At 68.6% G+C, this 19,954-nt stretch carries 17 protein-coding genes; 9 read left to right on the top strand and 8 right to left on the bottom strand.

What is annotated here, in order from left to right; genetic code table 11:
* Positions 1-327: 327 nt before the first annotated feature.
* Positions 328-1,962: an L-lactate permease gene (locus tag LuPra_RS10625; protein WP_110170709.1), complete on the bottom strand. Its 1,635-nt coding sequence runs from the start codon at positions 1,960-1,962 to the stop codon at positions 328-330.
* Positions 1,963-1,985: 23 nt separating this feature from the next.
* On the opposite strand from LuPra_RS10625, the gene LuPra_RS10620 reads away from it, so the two are divergent.
* Genes LuPra_RS10620 through LuPra_RS10600 form a run of 5 tightly spaced genes read left to right on the top strand, consistent with a single transcriptional unit; the run spans position 1,986 to position 8,678 of the window.
* The gene (locus LuPra_RS10620; protein WP_110170708.1) at positions 1,986-3,431 is read left to right on the top strand and encodes an FAD-binding oxidoreductase; all 1,446 of its coding nucleotides are present in this window, start codon (positions 1,986-1,988) and stop codon (positions 3,429-3,431) included.
* The gene (locus tag LuPra_RS10615; RefSeq protein WP_110170707.1) at positions 3,428-4,504 is read left to right on the top strand and encodes an FAD-binding oxidoreductase; all 1,077 of its coding nucleotides are present in this window, start codon (positions 3,428-3,430) and stop codon (positions 4,502-4,504) included. Before LuPra_RS10620 ends, LuPra_RS10615 begins: the two co-directional genes overlap by 4 nt.
* 2 nt (positions 4,505-4,506) lie before the next feature.
* Positions 4,507-5,775, top strand: coding sequence for a (Fe-S)-binding protein (locus tag LuPra_RS10610; protein ID WP_237050894.1), 1,269 nt, complete (start codon positions 4,507-4,509; stop codon positions 5,773-5,775).
* 52 nt (positions 5,776-5,827) lie between these two features.
* A complete protein-coding gene (locus tag LuPra_RS10605; RefSeq protein WP_234800824.1) occupies positions 5,828-7,252 on the top strand; it encodes a M20/M25/M40 family metallo-hydrolase in 1,425 nt (474 codons plus the stop codon).
* A gap of 1 nt (position 7,253) precedes the next feature.
* Positions 7,254-8,678, top strand: coding sequence for an amidohydrolase family protein (locus tag LuPra_RS10600; protein ID WP_110170706.1), 1,425 nt, complete (start codon positions 7,254-7,256; stop codon positions 8,676-8,678).
* On the opposite strand, the gene LuPra_RS10595 is transcribed toward LuPra_RS10600, so the two are convergent.
* The gene (locus LuPra_RS10595; RefSeq protein ID WP_110170705.1) at positions 8,675-9,739 is read right to left on the bottom strand and encodes an NHL domain-containing protein; all 1,065 of its coding nucleotides are present in this window, start codon (positions 9,737-9,739) and stop codon (positions 8,675-8,677) included. The genes LuPra_RS10600 and LuPra_RS10595 overlap by 4 nt on opposite strands.
* Before the next feature lie 134 nt (positions 9,740-9,873).
* Between LuPra_RS10595 and LuPra_RS10590 the strand changes: the two genes are divergently transcribed.
* The 4 genes from LuPra_RS10590 (at position 9,874) to LuPra_RS10575 (ending at position 12,909) form a co-directional block, all read left to right on the top strand.
* Positions 9,874-11,040 carry a mandelate racemase/muconate lactonizing enzyme family protein gene (locus LuPra_RS10590; RefSeq protein WP_110170704.1) on the top strand — a complete coding sequence of 389 codons (1,167 nt, stop codon included), beginning with the start codon at positions 9,874-9,876 and terminating at the stop codon, positions 11,038-11,040.
* A gap of 366 nt (positions 11,041-11,406) precedes the next feature.
* Positions 11,407-11,640 (top strand): hypothetical protein, encoded by a 234-nt coding sequence (locus LuPra_RS10585; RefSeq protein WP_110170703.1) that lies wholly within the window; start codon positions 11,407-11,409, stop codon positions 11,638-11,640.
* Positions 11,640-11,888: a hypothetical protein gene (locus tag LuPra_RS10580; RefSeq protein WP_110170702.1), complete on the top strand. Its 249-nt coding sequence runs from the start codon at positions 11,640-11,642 to the stop codon at positions 11,886-11,888. Before LuPra_RS10585 ends, LuPra_RS10580 begins: the two co-directional genes overlap by 1 nt.
* Positions 11,878-12,909 carry a methyltransferase gene (locus LuPra_RS10575; RefSeq protein WP_110170701.1) on the top strand — a complete coding sequence of 344 codons (1,032 nt, stop codon included), beginning with the start codon at positions 11,878-11,880 and terminating at the stop codon, positions 12,907-12,909. Before LuPra_RS10580 ends, LuPra_RS10575 begins: the two co-directional genes overlap by 11 nt.
* A gap of 364 nt (positions 12,910-13,273) precedes the next feature.
* On the opposite strand, the gene LuPra_RS10570 is transcribed toward LuPra_RS10575, so the two are convergent.
* The 6 genes from LuPra_RS10570 to LuPra_RS10545 form a co-directional block, all read right to left on the bottom strand.
* Complete coding sequence (locus LuPra_RS10570; protein ID WP_110170700.1) at positions 13,274-13,912, bottom strand: ComEA family DNA-binding protein; 639 nt, start codon at positions 13,910-13,912, stop codon at positions 13,274-13,276.
* Positions 13,909-14,373 (bottom strand): hypothetical protein, encoded by a 465-nt coding sequence (locus LuPra_RS10565; protein WP_110170699.1) that lies wholly within the window; start codon positions 14,371-14,373, stop codon positions 13,909-13,911. The genes LuPra_RS10570 and LuPra_RS10565 overlap by 4 nt, the downstream gene beginning before the upstream one ends.
* A 246-nt stretch (positions 14,374-14,619) precedes the next feature.
* Positions 14,620-15,291 (bottom strand): hypothetical protein, encoded by a 672-nt coding sequence (locus LuPra_RS10560; RefSeq protein ID WP_110170698.1) that lies wholly within the window; start codon positions 15,289-15,291, stop codon positions 14,620-14,622.
* Between the two features lie 83 nt (positions 15,292-15,374).
* Positions 15,375-16,856, bottom strand: coding sequence for a Gfo/Idh/MocA family protein (locus LuPra_RS10555; RefSeq protein WP_234800823.1), 1,482 nt, complete (start codon positions 16,854-16,856; stop codon positions 15,375-15,377).
* Positions 16,857-17,126: 270 nt separating this feature from the next.
* Positions 17,127-19,535: a M56 family metallopeptidase gene (locus LuPra_RS10550; protein WP_110170697.1), complete on the bottom strand. Its 2,409-nt coding sequence runs from the start codon at positions 19,533-19,535 to the stop codon at positions 17,127-17,129.
* Positions 19,535-19,927: a BlaI/MecI/CopY family transcriptional regulator gene (locus tag LuPra_RS10545; protein WP_110170696.1), complete on the bottom strand. Its 393-nt coding sequence runs from the start codon at positions 19,925-19,927 to the stop codon at positions 19,535-19,537. The genes LuPra_RS10550 and LuPra_RS10545 overlap by 1 nt, the downstream gene beginning before the upstream one ends.
* Positions 19,928-19,954: the final 27 nt, after the last annotated feature.

The following is a 19,954-nucleotide window of genomic DNA, read 5'->3' as shown; positions in this document are numbered from 1 at the left end:
GCACCGGGCACCGGGCACTACACCGACGAACGCTGAACGTTGAACGCCGAACGCCGAACGCTGCGGCACGGGCCTTGCCTTCGGTCGTCATTCCGGCATTCCCGGCATTCCGGCATTACGTGGCTCTTACCGCCTGAGAGCCGGCCCTACCGTCCGCCTCATCCACGAATGCGTCTTCCGTCGACCTGAAGGTCGACGGCTACGAGCAGGCGGACGTACGCCGTAGGCCGCAGGCCGTAGGCGGTAGGTGGTAGGTGGTAGGTGGTAGGTGGTAGGCCGCAGGCCGCAGGCTGCAGGCTGCAGGCCGTAGGCGTTAAGCGTTACGCGTCACCAGACCAGCCACGTGAATGGCCAGACATAGGCCTGCAACATCACGAGCCCGCCCACCATCGCGGCCAGAACGAGGCTGTGCCAGAAGACGTAACGCAGGATCTCGCCCTCGTGGCCGTACCACCGCGTCGCCGTGCTCGCGACGACGATGCTCTGGGCGTCGATCATCTTGCCCATGACCCCGCCGGAGCTGTTGGATGCCGCCATCAGCACCGGGCTGAGGCCCAGTTGCTCGGCAGTGATCCGCTGCAGGCTCCCGAACAGGACGTTGGACGACGTGTCCGATCCGGTCAGCGCGACGCCGAGCCAGCCGAGCATCGTGCCGAAGAACGGATAGAGCACGCCTGTCCCGGCAAAGGCGAGGCCGAGCGTGGCATCCAGGCCCGAGTAGCGCGTGGTGAAGCCGATTGCCATCATCACGGCAATCGTGACGAGCGACGTGCGCACGAGCCGGAGCGTGCGCAGGTACGTCCCCGCCAGTTCCGCCGCCGAGCAGCCCATCACCAGTCCGGCGAGGATTGCGGCAATCAGGATCCCGGTGCCGGTGGCTGACATCCAGGAGACGGCAAAGAGCGCCGGTTCCTTCGCGGCTGTCGCCACCACCGGTGGCACCCGCTCGATGAGGTTGTGGAGGCCCGGCACCGGAATGCGCACCGTCGTCCATGCATCGAGCGCCGTCTTCACCGGCGGCAGTCCCCAGGTGAAGACGACGACGCTGAGGATGGCCCACGGCACCCACGCGCGGACCACTTCCCCGCGCGACGGCATCGGCGTGCCGTCGTCGTGCCCCACGCCGAGGCGATCACCTGGCTGCCATCCGTCGCTCGGTTGCCAGATCCGGAGGAACAGGACCAGCGATCCCATAGACGCGATGGCCGCGACCACGTCGACCAGCCATGGCCCGTGAAAATTGGAGACCAGCGCCTGCAGCACCGCGAACGGCAGGCCCGCCGCAAGGATGGCGGGCCAGATGCCGAGCATGCCGCGCCACCCCGCGAACGCGGCGATCAACCAGAACGGCACGAGCACCGAGAACAGCGGCAATTGCCGGCCCACCATCCCGCTGAGCGCCAGCAGGTCGAGCCCACTCACCGCGCTGAGCGCGATGATCGGCGTGCCGAGTGCGCCGAAGGCGACAGGCGCGGTATTGGCGATGAGAGACAGGCCAGACGCCGCCAGCGGTGCGAAGCCGAGACCAATGAGCAGCGCCCCGGTGACCGCCACCGGCGTCCCGAAGCCGGCCGCCCCCTCGAAGAACGCCCCGAAGGCAAACGCGACGAGCAGCAACTGCAGGCGGGCGTCGGTCGTGACGTGCGTGATGCTCTGGCGCAGCGTCGCGAACAACCCGCGCTGCTCCGTGAGCTGGTACAGGAAAATGACGTTGAGGACGATCCAGCCTATCGGCAGGAGTCCGTAGGCCGCGCCATAGCCGGCACTCGCGAGCGCCATCGGCGCGGGCATGCCGAACAGCAGGATCGCCACCGCGAGCGACGTGCCCAGGCCCACGAGCGCGGCGAGGTGCGCGTGCAGCTTGAGGAACGCAAGCGAACCGAGCAGGGCGACGACGGGCAACGCCGCGCACAACGTGGACAGCCACGGCTGCCCGAGGGGGTCATACGTCTGGCTCCACACGGCGCGCAGTATAGACTGCAAGGATGCACCGCGAGGACCTGCTGCCGGCGCTCGGCCGCCTGATCCCGTCGGACCGGCTGCTGACGCGTCCGGGCGCGCTCGCCCCGTACGAGAGCGACGGGCTCACTTCCTACCGCGCGCGGCCCCGCGCCGTGGTGCTGGCCGAATCGGCCGACGAAGTCATCGAGACCGTCCGGCTCTGCCACGAGGCGCGCGTGCCCTTCATGGCCCGCGGCAGCGGCACCAGCCTGTCTGGCGGCGCCGTCCCTGTCGAGGACGGCATCGTCATCGCCCTCAACCGCATGAACCGCGTGCTGCGGTTCGACCCCGTCGCGCGCGTCGCGGTGGTGGAGCCCGGGGTCGTCAACCTCGCCGTCACCGCGATGGCCGCACCACACGGCCTGTACTACGCGCCCGATCCCTCGAGCCAGTCGGTGTGCACGATTGGCGGCAACGTCGCGTTCAACTCGGGCGGCGCGCACTGCTTCCGGCACGGGATGACGGCCAATCACGTGCTCGGCTTGCGCGTCGTGCTCGGCGACGGCACCGTGGTGCGCCTCGGTGGCGACAGCCTCGAGCAGGCAGGACCGGATCTCACCGGTCTGTTCGTTGGCTCGGAAGGGCTGTTTGGGGTGGCGCTCGAGATCACGCTGCGGCTCGTGGCGCGACCGGCCGTGTATCGCACCGTGCTGGCCGCTTACGACAACCTGCAAGCCGCCGGCGACGCCGTGTCGCGCGTCATCGAGGCCGGGCTCCTGCCAGGGGCGATGGAAATCATGGATCGCCTCGCGATGGACGCCGCCGAAGCTGCCGTGCACGCTGGCTACCCACCCAGGGCCGCGGCCGTACTCATCGTCGAATGCGAGGGCGAGGACGCGCAGGTCGCCGCCGAGTTCCACGCGTTGATGCAGATCATCGCGGCCTCCGGGGCCGCGCACATGCACGTGGCGGCTGACGACGAGGAACGGGCGCGGATCTGGAAGGGCCGCAAGTGCGCATTCTCGGCGGTGGGCCGGCTCAGCCCGGACTTCATCGTCCAGGACGGCGTCGTACCGCGTGCGCGCCTCGGGGAGGCGCTCGCGGCGATCGAAGCGATGTCGCGCGCGCACGGCATCCGTGTCGCCAACGTGTTCCATGCCGGCGATGGCAACCTGCACCCCCTGATCCTCTACGATGGCCGCGAGGCAGGGGCACACGATCGTGCCGAAGTCCTGGCCGCCGAGATCCTCCGCCTCTGCATCCGCCTGGGCGGCTCGATCACCGGCGAGCACGGCGTCGGCCTCGAGAAGCGCGCCTTTCTCAGTGAGATGTACGACGCCGGGGATATCGACTGCATGCGCCGTCTGCGTGACGCCATGGATCCGCACAGGGTCGCGAACCCGGGCAAGAAGCTGGAGCCTTCGGCGGAAATGCCGGCCTCACACGGCATGCATCCGCTCGAACGGGCCGGCGTGATCTCGCGCGCATGACGATCGTGCACCCCACTTCGATCGCCGAACTCGCGGCTTCGATTCCGCAACGTCCGTCCTGGTCGGTCCGGGGCGGCGGCACCAAGCCTGGCCTCGCACGGACGGGCGACGACTGCGCCGTGCTCGACCTGTCGAGACTGGCCGGCATCGTCGAATACACCGCCGAGGAATGCACGTTCACAGCGCTGGCGGGCACGCGCATCGACGACATCGAGCGCGCGCTCGCCCCGTACGGGCAGTACCTGCCGTTCGACCCGCCCCTCGCGACGTCGGGCGCGACGATCGGCGGTACCGTGGCCGCGGGCGTGAACGGCTCCTGCCGCTATCGCTTCGGCGGCATTCGCGACTTCCTGATCGGCGTGCGCCTGGTCGACGGTGAAGGACGCATCGTGCACAGCGGCGGCAAGGTGGTGAAGAACGCCGCCGGCTTCCTGCTGCACCAGGCGATGGTCGGCAGTTGCGGTCGCCTCGGCGTCGTCGCGGAATTGACGTTCAAGGTGTTCCCTGCGCCGGCAGCGCACGCGACCGTCCGCACCGATGCGCGCGACCTCGCGTCATCGCTGTCGCTGATGGCAGCGGTACAGCGCGAACGCTTCGATCTCGAGGCCATCGACCTGACGCCGCCTGGTGTACTTACGCTTCGCATCGGTGGCGCGCCCGAGGCACTCGACGCGCGAGCCACGGCCCTGAAGGACGCCGTCGGTCACCACGCACGTGTCCTCACCGGCGAAGACGATGCGGCCGTGTGGCACGAAGCGCGCGAGTTGTCGTGGGTTCCGGCCGGTGCGGGGCTGGTGCGCGTGCCGCTGTCGTTGCCGCAGGTACAGGCGCTGGATGTCGCGCTCGCTGGCGGCAACGCCGCCAGGCGCTACGCGGTGGCCGGCAACCTCGCCTGGATCGCCTGGCCGGGTTCGATCGACGTGCTCGGCGCAATCCTGCGCGAGCAGGGCCTCGTCGGGCAGGTGCTGGCCGGGGCTCCCGGCTCACCGTTCATCGGCGCCACCGCGCCCAATCCTTTCGAGCAGCGCCTGCGATCGGTCATGGATCCGTGCGGGCGCCTGGCGGATGCCTGACCGTGCAGCATTCGATTCCACTAGATCCGGCCAATCCGCATCGCGACGCCATGGCGCGCGCGGTCGAGACCTGCGTGCACTGCGGCTTCTGCCTGCCGGCGTGCCCGACCTACAAGGTGCTGGGCGAGGAGATGGACTCGCCACGCGGCCGCATCGTGCTGATGAAGGAAGTGCTCGAGGGCACGCTCACGCTGGCCGACGTGAAGCCGCACATCGACCGCTGCCTCGGCTGTCTCGGCTGCGTGACGGCGTGCCCGTCTGGAGTGAAGTACCAGGACCTCATCGTCCCGTTCCGCTCCGGGCGCGAGACCGGCGCACGCGGTCCAATCGAACGCCTGCAGCGCCGGCTCCTGCTCGACACGCTCGAGTCGCCGTCGCTGTTCAGGGCGAGCGCACGCCTGGGCCGCGCGGCGAAGCGCGTCGAACGCCTGCTGCCTGCCCGCCTGCGATCGATGGTCGGACTGCTGCCCGGCGAGTTGCCGAAGGCGGTGGCGGTGCCTTCGCACACGGAGGCGCAAGGCGTGAAGCGCGCACGGGTGGCGCTGCTGACCGGATGCGTGCAGCAGGCATTGGCACCGGAGATCGCCCTGGCGACTCTGCGTGTCCTTTCGGCCAACGGCGTCGAGGTCGTGGTCCCGCCGGGCCAGGGCTGTTGCGGCGCACTCGCGCTGCACAGCGGCGAGGCAGATCGCGCCTACGAGCGGGCAGACGCGCTGGCCCGCGCGTTCCCGACCGATGTCGACGCGATCGTGACCAATGCGGCCGGGTGCGGATCGGCGATGAAGGAATACGGCCACGCGTTTCGCGGCCGTGCACACGCAACCGCGCTCGGCACGTTTGGCGGACGGGTGCGCGACGTCTCCGAGTTCCTCGAGGCGCTCGGACTGATCGCCCCGGCCCCGTTGGCAAGCCCATTGACGGTCGCGTACCACGACGCCTGCCATCTGGCGCATGCGCAGGGCATCCGGCGGGCGCCGCGCGTGCTGCTCGCCCGCGTGCCGAACCTGCAGGTGGTGGAAGTGCCCGACGGCGACACGTGCTGCGGATCCGCCGGACTCTACAACGTGGAGCATCCCGACATCGCCGCGGCGCTGGGCGCGAGCAAGGCCGAGGCCATCCGGGCGACGGGCGCGCAGGCAGTCGCCGCCGGCAACATCGGGTGCCTGGTCCAGATCGCCACCCACCTGTCACGTGCGGGTGCGTCACTGCCGACGCTGCACACAATCCAGGTCCTCGACCGCGCCTATGCGGCAGGACGCCCGAAGCGGTAGCGTCCGCCGAGCAGTGCGACACTTGCGCACCGACATGCGACCCATCCCTCACGTGACACCACGAACCGGCCTTCTGGCGACGGCGCTGCTGGCCCTCAGCCTGCTTGCTTTGCCGCGTGCCGCCGCGCAATCGACGTCACCCGACTGGTCTCGCATCGAGGCGGAGACGATGGAGCACTTCCAGGCCATCCTGCGACTCGACACGAGCAACCCGCCGGGCAACGAGGGACTCGTCGTCGATTACCTCGAGGCGGTCCTGAAGAAGAACGGGATCGAGACGAAGCGGTTCGCCAACGATCCGGCGCGGCCCAATCTCGTCGCGCGGCTGCGAGGCACTGGCAAGAAGCGGCCGCTCCTCGTCATGGGCCACACCGACGTTGTCAAGGTCGACCCTGGCAAGTGGACGCATCCGCCGTTCTCGGCCACGCGCGACGGTGGCTACGTGTACGGCCGCGGCACCGTCGACGACAAGGACAATGCGGTTGCCGGGCTGATGGTCATGCTGCAGCTGAAGCGGCTGAACGTGCCGCTGGACCGCGACGTGATCTTGCTCGCCGAGGCCGGCGAGGAAGCGAGCACGCAGTTCGGCATCAAGTTCATGGTGGAGAACCACTGGCCGGAGATCGACGCCGAATACTGCTTCGCGGAGGGCGGCGGCGTCACCCGCACGGGCGGCCAGATCCGCTTCGCGACCGTGCAGTCGTCGGAGAAGATCCCGTATGGTGTGACACTCACGGCACGCGGGCCGTCCGGGCACGGGTCGACGCCCCTGCGCACCAACGCCGTCGCGCACCTCGCCAAGGCCGTCGCACGCATCGCCGAGTGGCAGCCGCCGATGCGCCTCAACGACACCACGCGCGCGTACTTCGAACGGCTCGCGGCGATCAGCAGCCCGGCCGACGCCGCGCGCTACAGGGCCGTGCTGACGCCACAGTCGGCAGAGGCCCAGGAACACTTCGCCGTCAACGAACCGCGCACCAATTCGATGCTGCGGACGTCGGTGTCACCCAACATCCTTGCGGGCGGCTACCAGGTCAACATCATCCCGTCGGAGGCCACCGCCACGCTCGACGTCCGGGCTCTGCCCGACGAGAACATCGAGCAGTTCATCGAGGAGATCCGCAAGATCGTCGCCGACCCCGCTGTCGACGTCGCCCGCAACGACAGGAACACCCGGCCCGGCGCGCCACCGTCGCGAATCGATTCCGAGGCGTTTTTTGCGGTGGAACAGGCCGTCAAGGCACGCTACGGCGCCAACGTCGCCACGCTGCCGGCCATGAGTCCAGGCGCCACCGACATGGCATACCTCCGCGCGAAGGGCATGCAGTGCTACGGCGTCGGTCCGCTCACCGACAGCGAGGACGGGCCGAAAGGCTTCGGGGCGCACAGTGACCAGGAGCGGATCCTTGAATCGTCGCTGCACACGTTCGTCAAGTTCAACTGGGACATCGTCGTCAAGGTTGCCGGCGCGCGCTGAGATGAGCGCCACTCGCCTGCTTCTCGGCGCCATCGGCAGCGTCACCATCGTGGCCATCGGCGGATGCACCACGCCGCCGGCACCCACGTACGACCTCGTAATCGCCAACGGGCGGGTCATGGATCCGGAGTCGGGGCTCGACGCCGTGCGCCAAGTCGGGCTGCGCGACGGGCAGGTGGCGGCGGTGTCGGAGACACCGATTGTGGGCACGCGCGTCATCGATGCCACCGGGCTCGTCGTCGCACCTGGCTTCATCGACTTGCATGAGCACGGCCAGGCCGAGGAGTCGTACCGGATGATGGTGCGCGATGGCGTCACCTCCGCGTTCGAGCTCGAGGTCGGCACGGCCGACGTCGCGGCCTGGTATGCCGCGCGCGAGCGTGGGCAGATCGTCAACCACGGCGTGTCGATCGGTCACATCCCCGCGCGCATGAAGGTGCTCGGCGACCCGGGCACGGGCCTGGTTCCCGCAGGGATCGGCGGCAGTGGCACCGCGACGGAAGCGCAGATGGTGCAGATGGAAGCGCTGCTGCGCCAGGGCCTGAAGGACGGCGCCGTCGCCGTCGGGTTCGGCAGCGCGTACACGCCCGGTGCGCCGATGTCCGAGATCGAGCGCATGTTCCGCGTCGCCGCCGAGGGCGGCGCGTCAGCCCACATCCACTTGCGTGGCGGACTGCCCGGTCTCAACGAGACGATCGCCGCGGCGAACGCTGCGAAGGTGCCGCTGCACGTCGTGCACGTGAACTCGGTGGCAGGCGACGCCATCGACGGCTTCTTCGCGGCCATCACGGCGGCGCGTGCCGCCGGCCAGGACGTGACCACGGAAGCCTATCCGTATGCCGCCGGCATGACCGAGATCACGTCCGCGTTGTTCGACGACTGGGAGTCATGGCCGGACGAGAAGTTCGGGCATCACCAGCTCGTATCCACCGGCAAGCGGCTCACGCGTGTCACGTTCGCGCAGGCACGCAAGGCGGGCGGCACGATCATCATCCACAGCCGTACCGAAGCGCAGACCCGTGCCGCCATCGTCAACCCGTTGGCCATGATCGCGAGTGACGGCTTTATCGAGCACGGCCGCGGCCACCCGCGCACGTCCGGCACTTACGCGAAAGTGCTCGGCCGATACGTTCGCGAGGAGAAGGCCCTGCCCCTGATGGACGCCCTGCGTCGCATGACGCTTTCTCCCGCAAAGCGTCTCGAGCCGCGGGTCCCGGCGATGAAGCAGAAGGGCCGCGTGCACGTCGGCGCCGATGCCGACCTCACCCTCTTCGATCCGGCGACGGTCCTCGACCGTGCCACCTACGAGGACGCCAGCATTCCCTCGGCTGGCATTCCGTTCGTGATCGTCAACGGCCAGGTGGTGGTGGACGCCGGGCAGGTGACCAGCGCCAGGCCGGGTCGCGGCGTACGCGCGCCGCACTAGGCGAGCATGCGGATGCGGTGTGCCTCGCTGTCGCCCACGTAAATCACGCCGCGAGAGTCGACGAGGACACCGTGCGGTCTCGAGAGGGCGCACTTCAGCGGCTCGGGTTCCGGGCCGTCGCCTCTCTGTCCGGTGCCGAGCACGGTCGTGATCACGCCACTGCGAAGATCGATGCGGCGGATGACATGGTTCTCGGTGTCGACGACGTAGAGCGCGCCCCGAGCCCAGGCCAGGCCCTTCGGGCCGGCCAGCGTCGCAAGGCGGGCGGGCCCGCCATCGCCCGTATAGCCCTGCGCGCCTGTTCCTGCAACGTGGTGGATCGTGCGCGTCGCGGGGGCCACGCGATGAATCGCATTGCCCTCCCGGAGAGCCAGGTAGAGCGTGCCGGACCGATCGAAGGCCATCGTGCGCGGACCGTTCAGCGGCGTGCCCTCGAGCCTGGCACCGTCCGGTGTCGGCAGGCGTTCACCGGTCCCGCCGACGGTCTGGATGCTGCCAGTCCCGAGATCGACGGCCCGCAGGCGGTGGTTGCCGACATCGCAAATCAGCAGGCGGCGCCCTCCCGGTTCGACCGCAATGCTGTGCGGTTGCCGCAGTTGCGCCCGCGAGGCCGGGCCGCCGTCACCCGAGAAGCCGGCCGTCCCCGTACCTGCCAGGGTGGAGATCACGCCAGTGCCGCCGTGGACCCTGCGAACGACGTGGCTGTCGCGCTCGGCGATGTACAGGTGACCTGCGGCATCGAACTGGATCTCGTGCGGCATGCTCAGCGACGCGTCAGTCGCCTTGCCGCCGTCGCCCACGTAGGCCTTCTGCCCGTTTCCCGCGACTGTGGACGTCGTCCCCGTTCGCAGATCGAGACGCCGCACCCGCTGGTTGTCGAGATCGCAGAAGAAGAGGGCCCGATCGGGGCCGATGACCAATCCGTACGGGTTGTTGACCTGTCGATCGGAGTAGCCAGGAACGCCGGTACCGATCAGCGTCGACACCTGCGGTCGTGCCGCAAACGCGGCAGACGACGTGAAGGTAGCGAGGAGGGTCGCGAGGGCTTCGCGTCGATGCATGATCGGGCCAATGGTACGCGTTCTGAGCACCGACGCGCCCCCGAGCGGCGGCGTTTGCAGTACGCTCGCCGACGGCGTCCTTCAGCCCTGGTCCCGGTTGCCGGGTGCCGCTTTCGGTTTCCGCGTAGACAGCCATGCGTCTCACCGCCATCCATTCCGCGACCGTTCCCATCGCTTCACCAATCCGCAACGCGTACATCGACTTCTCGAAGATGAACGTCAGTGTCGTTGCCGTGGTCACCGACGTGATCCGCGACGGGGCGCCGGTCGTCGGCTACGGGTTCAACTCCAACGGCCGCTACGCGCAACAGGGGCTGATCACTGAACGGTTCCTGCCCCGCCTGCGCGAGGCCGATCCGGCGTCGCTGCTGAACGACGCCGGCGACAACCTCGACCCACACCGGATCTGGGCGACGATGTTCGCCAACGAGAAGCCAGGCGGGCACGGCGAGCGATCGGTGGCGATCGGCACCGTGGACATGGCCGTGTGGGATGCAGTGGCCAAGATCGAGGGCAAGCCGCTGTACCGCCTGCTCGCGGACCGCTACAACGACGGCCACGTCGACGAGAGGGTCTTCGTGTACGCGGCAGGCGGCTATTACTACCCTGGCAAGGACCTCACCGCCTTGCAGGACGAGATGCGGAAGTACCTGGACCTCGGGTACACGGTCGTGAAGATGAAGATCGGCGGGGCGCCGCTCGACGAGGATCGCGCGCGTGTCGAGGCCGTGCTGCAGGTGGTGGGCCGCGGAGATCGTCTCGCGGTGGACGCCAACGGCCGCTTCGATCTCGACACGGCAATCGCATACGCGAAGGCACTCGAGCCGTATGGTCTCTTCTGGTACGAGGAAGCCGGTGACCCACTCGACTACGCACTGCAGGCCGAGTTGGCGCAGCACTACCAGCTTGCGATGGCGACCGGTGAGAACCTGTTCTCGATGCAGGATGCGCGCAACCTGATCCGCCACGGCGGCCTGCGCAGCGATCGCGACTGGTTGCAGTTCGACTGCGCGCTCTCGTACGGCCTGGTCGAGTACCTGCGCACCCTGCGGATGCTGAAGGAGCATGGCTGGTCGGCGCGACGCTGCATCCCGCACGGCGGCCACCAGATGTCGCTGAACATCGCGGCCGGCCTCGGACTCGGGGGCAACGAGTCGTACCCCGACGTCTTCCAGCCGTTCGGCGGGTTTGCCGATCTCACGCCGGTCGTGGACGGGTACGTCACGCTGCCCGACGTGCCAGGCATCGGCATCGAGGCCAAGCCCCGGCTGCATGCGGTCATGCGCGGGATTCACGCGTGAGCCAACCGGTAGCCGCCGACCCTTCGCCTTCGACGCCTGGCACCCTGTGGACGTTGGGGGGACACGGCCGTCGAGACGTCGCCGCATCGCCATGGCGGCATCGCAGGCCGCTATACTCGCCCCAGTGGACTACGCCGCGTTCAGGTCCGTACTGCAGGCGCTCGAGTACGAACAGGTCCGCTACGTGGTGTTCGGCGGTGGCGCCATGAATCTGCTGGGGCTGGCGCGCTTCACGGAAGGCCTGGACATCTTCATCGCACCGACGGAAGAGAACGTGGCCCGCCTTCGGATAGCGCTGCATCAGGTCTTCGATGACCCAGCATCGACGAGATCACTGCGACGGACCTGCTCGGTGACTATCCCGCAGTGCAATACGTCCCACCTGAGGGCACCTTCCGCATCGACATCCTCACCCGACTCGGCGAGGCCTTCGCGTTCGAGGACCTCGAGCAGACGCGTGTGGACGTAGACGAAGCGCTCACCGTAACCGTCGCCAGCGCGCGTACGCTCTACCGAATGAAGCGCAACACCGTGAGACTCAAGGACCGTGCCGACGCCGCGCTCCTGCGCGAGCGGTTCGGACTGCACGAGGAAGACTGATGCCCATCCGCAAGTTCCGGTCCGTCGAGGCGATGAGCGCACCAACCTGGCGTGAGCCCGGTCAGCCAGAGTTGCGTCGCGTAATCGAGGCCCTGTGGACAAATGGGCTGCGCCTGCAAGGCCCCCGGTTCCCGCCCGGCGTGCATCGCTATCGCTCCATCGAGGACCTCGACGCGCAGGTCCAGCGCTGGCAGCAGGATCACGTCGATCGGCGGCAGCACGGAAGGCACGCAACCGATGCCCCTTGACCTGCTCGCGCCGCCGGCGACATCACCCCTTTCGTTGTATCGCTATCGTGACGGCCTCTATGCCGCGGACCTGCTGACGACGGCGCTCGTCGAGTTCGATCTCTTCACATGGCTCGATGCGCATCCATCAACGCTGGCCGGCGTGTGCGCCAGGTTCGGCTTCCACGCGCGTCCGGCCGACGTGATGCTGACGCTGTTTGTGGCGCGTGGGTACGTCGAGCGTGACGGCGAGGTGTTTCGCGTCTCCGCGGTCGGACGCGAGCACCTCACGGCCGGATCACCCTGGTACCTCGCGCCCTACTTCGGCGCGCTGAAGGAACGGCCGTTCGTGCAGGACTTCGCGCGGGTGCTCCGCACCGGTCAGCCGGCGAACTGGGGCGGCGCCAGGAGTGGCCAGGACTGGCACGTCGCGATGCAGGACGAGACGTTCGCACGGCGCTTCACGGCCGCCATGGACTGCCGCGGCCTCTACCTCGGCGAAGCGCTGGCCCGCGCGGTCGACCTGTCGAACCATCACCATGTGCTGGACATCGGCGGTGGGTCGGGCATCTATGCCTGCGCGCTCGCCGCGCGCCATCCGCACCTGCGAGGCACGGTGCTCGATCAGGCGCCGGTTGCGCCGATTGCGACCACGCTCATCGCCGACCGCGGGCTTGGCGACCGGATCGACGTCGTCGCAGCCGACTTCTTCAGCGAGGCGTTACCGGCTGGCCACGACGTGCACCTGTTCTCGAATGTCCTGCACGACTGGGACACGCCAGAAGTCGGCCGGTTGCTGTCGGCCTCTTTTGCGAGCCTTGCACCGGGCGGGCTCCTCCTGATCCACGACGCCTTCATCACCGCGGACAAGACCGGGCCGATCGCCGTCGCCGAGTACTCGGTCCTGCTGATGCACGCCTCTCAGGGACGCTGCTACGCGACTTCGGAGTACGAGGAGATGCTGCGCGCGACGGGGTTCGTGGATTACCGGTACCAGGACACCGTTGCCGACCGCGGTGTCATGACGGCTCGGAGGCCATAGGCCGGGTGCCGGGTGCCGGGTGCCGGGCTCCGGGCACCGGGTGCCGGGCTCCGGGCACCGAGCACCGAGCACCGAGCACCGGGCAGAGTACCGGCCCTACCGACGGTACCCAGTAACCACGATGTGGTCCAGCGTTCGGCGTTCGGCGTTCGGCGTTCGTCTACGCACCGCCCCGACGTAGCCGTCGACCTTCAGGTCGACGGAAGACGACGCGTTGGAGTGTGCGCGAAGCCAGCGCCGGCTGTCGCAGCCTGGCGTTCGAATGGCCTGGTGACCCATGTGCGGCGTCCCCGCTCCCGCACCCCGGCGTTCGCGTTCGGCGTTCGGCGTTCGGCGTTCGGCGTTCGGCGTTCATGCTGGTGTGTCAGTCGATCGTGACGTAGCGCCAGAGGCGCTCGGTCTCCTTCGGGCCGACGTACTTGCCGATTTCCTTGAGGAACTGCTCCTTCGTCTTCCAGGGGCGGTATTCCTTGAATTCGCGGACCATGCGCGGGCCCGCGTTGGGGATGGTCAGGATGTCCTCGTCGGTGGCGGTGTTCAGGCGCACCGGGATGAACGTGTACTGCGCGAGCTTGGCGGCGCCGTCCTGCCCCACGTACTTGCCGATTTCCTTCGAGAACTGAGCATAGGTCTTCCACGGTCGGTACTCGTCGAACTCGTGCACCATGCGCTTGCCGGCCCCCGGCACCAGCAGGATCTCCTCGGGCGCCGCGGTGTTCAGGTTGATGTGGACGAACGCCTTCTCGTAGAAGGCCATCGCCTGGGCCTGCGTGAGCTTCTGGCCGAGGAGGAACGCGTGCAGGTCGGTGATACTCGCAAAGGGGCGCTTCTCGATCAGTCCCGTGACGATCGCCGGCGTCATCCCCGGCATCGTGAGCAGCTCCTTTTCGGGCGCCGTGTTGGCGTCCATCACCCCCATCGACTTGCCGACCTGGGCGTTGACCGGACCGCCCAGTGTGACAACGAGGCAGAAGGCAGCGGTAGCAATCGACAGCAGTCTCATCGCAGGACTCCCTTGGTAGGCGCGGCAAGCGCCGGATGGCGCCAGGTGTACAGCAGGCCAAACAGGCCGACCTGGATCATGGCGGCCGGTGCGAGCGTCGGCGGCGCCTTCGCCCGTATGACCTTGATGAAGAGTGCCCAGCCCGTGAGCGCCGGATCGGTCTCCATCTGGAACTCGCGACTCCCGTCGTAGTGCATGGCCACGCCGAGCAGGCCCGTGCAGACGACCAGCAGCATCGTGATGCGGAACGCCGTGACTGCCAGCCTGCTGCCGGCACGCGCCGTCCACGCTGCCACCCCGAGCGCCACGGTGAGCAGGCCCAGTGGCACCCACTGCCAGACTTCCTCGTAGTGCTCGAGCAGCAGCAGGTCCATGAGCATCCCGAGCATCACAAGCACCACCAGTCCGAGCAGGAGCCTGCGCAACGCGGGCAGCAAGGCGAGGTCCGTGGCGTCGCTCACGGGTAGAGCATCTCACCTTCCGGGCGGAACTGGATACGAGCGGCAAGGCGCACGGAGGCTGCGGCGATCTACCCGTCGTCACCTAATTACCTTTTGTCCGGGCCACTCGCACGTTCGAAACCGCTCCAGTCAAAGGGCCGTGGTAGCAGCCGCACACCTCATGAGTCTCGTGCCCTCCCTGCAGGCGCATGAGCAGCACGAACGGATGCATCGCGCAAGCAGCAGGGCCGGGCTTGCTTTCCGTTGTCAGGCGGTGGCTTCGGGAGGGGCAGCCGCGGCGGGCGTGATCTCTGGTGGAGTCGCCGGCTGGATCGCCGTCGCGGCATGGCGCTCCAGGGCCTCGATCACGGCGTCCCCGTGCCCGGCGTCGAGCAGGTTGAAACGGTGTGCACGGCCGGCTTTGGTCGTGACGGTCACCACGCGCCCCGCGCTGTGCAGATCGGCGACCTCGGACCACGGGAGCCGCACCCGCGACCATGGTGACAGTCTGACGTCGAAACCGTGCTCGTCGACGACAAGTCGACGCAACCGCTGCAGGCGGCCGTGCATCAGGCCCACGGCGAGCAGCAGCAGCGCCACCAATCCGTAAGCGATGGGCAACCCCACCTTGCCCTTGTGCTGCAGGTGACCTGCCTCGACGCCCGTCACCGCCGCGGCGAAGATGTCGACCCAGCCCACTGCACCGTGGTGATGGACAACAGACGCGCGGGCCCGCCGGACCTCCACCACGAAGGCGACCAGCAGCAACAGGCCCGAGACGATGGCGACGACGTCGAGCCAGGAGGCGTGGTGCGCCTCACTGATGGAGGCGTATCCCGACGATGCGAGCAGAAGCCCGACGAGGACGTGCCGGGCTCCCTGGACGCGCTGCGCGCGAGCCACGCGCCGCGAGGTGAACACCACGGTCTCTGCTGCCACCGGTCGATCCTAAGCCAAAGAAAAGAGGCGCCCCCGTGAGGGAGGCGCCCAGCGTCAAGCGTCAAGCGTCAAGCGTCAAAGGGCTACGTGGTCTTCAGAATGTCGTCCCAGCCCTTGCGATAGACCGGACGCTTGACGTACGGAGCCGCCTCGGGCGCGTTCTTCGCCCGCATCTGCTGCCAGTCCCACTCGATCTTCTTGCCGGTGCGATAGGCGACGTTGCCAAGGTGGTTGGCCTCGGTCGTCCAGGCGCCGTACTGGAAGTTGGAGCCGGGCACCGGCCCGTTGCCCTTGGCGTAGTTGACCCACTCCACCCAGTGCCCCGGCGATCGCGGCAGGCTCTCGGCAGGTTCCTTGAAGTCGACGAACCGGTCCTCTGGCAGCAGCTTGCCGTTCCCCAGCAACATGCCCTTCTCGCCCATGAACACGCAGGACCGCTTGCCCCATGCCTCCGTCCACCCGGGCGGCCTGCTGTCGCCCTGGTGCCACACCAGTTTCAGTGCCGGCTGATTGCCGACGGCGGCGTACTCGTAGGTTGCCTGCAGCGTCGCCGGCGCGAGTTCCTTGTGCGGCTTCGGCACGTTCGGCGACTCGGCCTGCACCGTGAGCGGTGCAAGGTACCGCCCGGCCTTCGGGTCTTCGCGCCACAGGTCCAGCACCGTGTACGGCACGTCGTTGTCGTGGCTGCCGAGGTCGCTCATCGTGCCATTGCCGAAATCCCACCACCGGTACCAGCGCGGCCCGGGGAAATACGTGGCATGGAAGGGGCGCTCCGGGGCCGGCCCAAGCCACAAGTCGAAGTCGATGTGCGCGGGCGTCGGCATCACTTCGGTGAAGCGATCGACGATCTGGATGCCGTTGTAGAAGCCGTGCGGCTTGTCGAACTTCTCGGCCGACGCGGCGTCCTGCAGGCCCCAGGCGCGGTCGGCCCACACGTGCACCTCGTTCACCTTGCCGATGACACCCGTATCGAGAATCTCCTTGATCTTCCGGCGCATCGGCGAGGCATGGCCCTGGTTGCCCATCTGCGTCGAGAGCTTCGGGTACCGGCGTGACGTCTCGCGGACGAGCCGTGTCTCCCAGATGTTGTAGGCGAGCGGCTTCTCGCAATACACGTGCTTGCCGTGAATCAGCGCGAGATACGTCGCGAACACGTGCGTGTGCTCGGCGGTCGCCACCACCACGGCGTCATAGGGCTTGGGATCGTCGAACACCTTGCGCAGGTCGTTGAACTTCTTCGCCTGCGGGTACCGGACGCCCGCCGAATCCAGTGACTCCCGGTCGATGTCGCAGAGCGTGACAATGTTCTCGTCGGGATGCTTGTCGAGCGGCCCGCTGCCGTCACTCCGCTTTGGTGGCTCCGCAGGGTTGAGCGTGAGCTCGTTGAGGCTCGCGCGACCGCGCCCCCCCGCGCCGATGACCGCGATGTTGAGCTTGCTGTTGAGGTTCTGTCCCCGCAGGAAGGCGGGCGCTTGCGACAAGGCCACGCCGGTGGCGAGGGCACGGCCGACAAACTCCCGGCGCGTGACATGGCGCACGCCAGTCCAGATCGTCGTTTTCTTCACGAGTGAGCTCCTGACCGATCGGCTGACCGGGCAGGCTCCGTCGGAGGAAACGGCAATCGGGCGGTCATCCTTGAACCGATGGGCGCATTCTGATGCGGATCGGCCCCGGCAGCAACCCCGGCCGTCCCGTAACGCGGCCACCGGCCTCGACTGGGTCAGCCGCAATGCGGTGCACGTGGAACGTCGGGAACGGGTCCGGACGCGTAGCGCCTCGTCGAAAGCGGCGCAATGCGTGCTCGCGCCCCGTCCGACGAGGATCCGTGTGTCGGCTCAGCGCCAGCCGTTCGACGCGGCGTCGCGCAGCTGGGCCACCGTCAGCGGCGAGCCCGCGCGGGCGTTGGCCTGGCGGATGCGTTCGGCGGTAACTGCGTGATCCCGCAGCGTCACGAGATCGTCGACCGTCAGGGACTTGTACCCGGCCGCCTGCACCTGGCTCACGTAGTCCGGCGACACGCCGTGGTCCTTGAGCCGACGGAGTTGCTCGAGGGTCAGGTTCTTGTACCCGAGGTCGACGAGCTTGCGGACGTAGTCGGGCGTGACGCCGTGATCGCGCGTGTTGATCAACTCCTCGAGCGACAAGCCGCTGAAGCCGCTGTCGCGCATGCCCTGCACGAAGTCGGGCGTGATGCCATGATCGCGGGCATTGACCAGATCGGCGACGGAGCCGCTGATGCCGAGCGCCTTCATCTCCTTGACGTAGGTCGGAGTGATCCCATGGTCGCGCGCGTTGATCGCCTGGTCCAGCGTCAAGCTGCCAAAGCCGCCGTCGCGGAGGCCCTGCAGGTAGTCGGGCGTGACGCCGTGATCGCGGGCACGCTGCAGCTGCTCGATCGGCAACGAACTGTACCCGAACCAGGCGAGGGCCTTGGCGTAGTCCGGCGTGACGCCGTGGTCGCGGAGCTTGACCAGCGGCTCGAGCGTCCCCGTCGAATACCCGAGCGCGCCCATGCCGCGCAGGTACTCGACATGCACGCCGTGCTGACCGGCCTTCACGAGATCGGCAACCGAGGGCGTGGCGTACTTCTGGGTGCGGAGTTCGTCGACGAACGCGAGGCCGATGTCGTGGCGCGCCAGCTGCACCTGATCGTCTGGCGTCAGGCCGCTGATGCCACGCTTCGCGAGCTCGGCCCCGAACGTCGGCGACGGCGTGAAGCTGCACACGCCGGCGGCGACGCCGTCACGCGCCGTCCCCTCGAAGCCAAACGAGCCCGCGTCGCGACGCAACACGAAGCGGATCGGCCCGCCCGAGGCCAACTGGGCGGACGTGAGCCCCTCGAGCGCCGTGATCGGCACGCTGCGTCCGTTCTGCGACCGCCCATGGCGCATCGACAGTTGCATCAGGTCGCCAGTACCGCGGCCCACCTCCCAGGTGCACCCGGTCTCGCTCGTGCCGGCAGCCTGGGCCGCCGCTGTGGCCGGCGCCGCCGCCTGCGCGGACGCCATGGCGATGGGCGACGCGTGCTGACGCGTCACGGTCGCGGTGGCCGTCGACGATGCCGTCCACGTGCGCTGGACGGCGCGCTCCTGGGCCGTCACCACATGCGAAGGTGACGCCTCGCCGGACACGTCGCTCGACACGATCTCATCGCCGGTGCGCTCGTCAATCGTTCGCGGCACAGGGGCTGTGACGCTCGCGAGCGGCAGCAGTACCGCGAAGGCCCCGATCGTGGTTGCCACCCGCGCAGGCCGCGACGGCTCGCGCCGCGTACGGGTGTCGTCGAGAAGCGCCCTGAGCCGTCCTTCGAGCTGCGAACGGCGAGCCATCCGGACCGCCAGCGCCGGCGCACGGCCACCGCCGAACGTGTAAGCGATGTCGAGCAGGTGCCGTGCGTACTCGACCGGTGGCGCGCCCGCGGCAAGTACGAGGTCGTCACAGGCGAACTCGCGATCGAGGCGCAGGCGCGACACCAGCCACCAGGCCGCCGGATGCATCCAGTAGACGGCCCTCATCGCGCACGCCGCCCACTGGGCGAGACAGTCGAGGCGCGCCACGTGTGCCAGTTCGTGCACCAGCACGGCGCGGCGTCTCTCGTCGTCCCATGTGTCGGCCGTCGCCGGGAGCAGGATGGCGGGCCGCATGGTGCCGAACGTCATCGGCATGGTGCCGCGACGGCTGCGCAGCAGGCGCACCGTGCGGTGGACGCCGATCGCCCTCGCGCCATCGTCGAGCAACGCGAGCCATGCCGGGTCGGTGACGACAGTCGCCGCGCGTCCGAGCTGGTGAACCCGCCAGCGCTGCAGGCCCAGGTGCACCAGCATCAGGAAGGTGCCCGACACTTGCACGAGCAGCAGCACCACGCCCCACGGCACACGCGTGAGCGGGGTCTCCTCCACTCGCGCCGCGGCATGGTCCACGTCCGCCTTCGTCACGGTCCCGGCGGACATGGCCGACCACGACGTCGGTGTCGAGTCGTCGAGCGGCTCAGTGCCGGTGGTGGCGACGGTGGCGGTCGAGGGCACGGCCGGAGCCGGTGGTGCCCACGCCGGCAGCAACAGCGCCAGCACCGGCAACGCGAGCAACATCACCACCGCGAGCGCCATGACGAGGTGACGTCCGGACGCTGACAGCCAGCGTGCCGTGGCAAGGCGGACGGCCACGGCCAACCCGATGACGAGCGTGGCCTTCACGAGCAGGCCGGCGAGGGCCAGGACGAGCGGATCGGCAGTCGTGGCGGTCATCACTCTTCTCCCTCGGAACGGGCGCGGTCGAGCAGCGTGCGCAGCCGGCGGTACTCGTCGGCCGATAGCGGTGTCCTGGTCATGTCGAGGAGGGCCGCGGCGGCGGCGCCGGGCGAATCGTCGAAGAACGTCCGCACGAGGCGGCGCAGCGCGGACTTGCTGGCGTCCTCCTGCCGCACTGCCGGGAAATAGACGAAGCGCGGACCGTCGTACTCGCGGGCGAGCAGGCCGCGCTCGATCATGATCTCGAGCAGCTTGCGGACGCTGGATGGACCGGGCGCGTCGGGCAGGTCGGCGCGGACCTCCTCCACCGTCGCGCGGCGGCGGCGGTACAGGATGTCCATGATCTGGCTCTCGCGGCGGGTCAGGTCGATCGACGTGACGTTGGGCATGCGGGGCGGCTCTTCCGTGCCGTGGGC

It is taken from the genome of Luteitalea pratensis (assembly GCF_001618865.1).
GTDB classification, from domain to species: Bacteria; Acidobacteriota; Vicinamibacteria; order Vicinamibacterales; family Vicinamibacteraceae; genus Luteitalea; species Luteitalea pratensis.
Note: the sequence above shows the minus strand (reverse complement) of the source record. Positions and strands in the feature narration are given on the sequence as shown.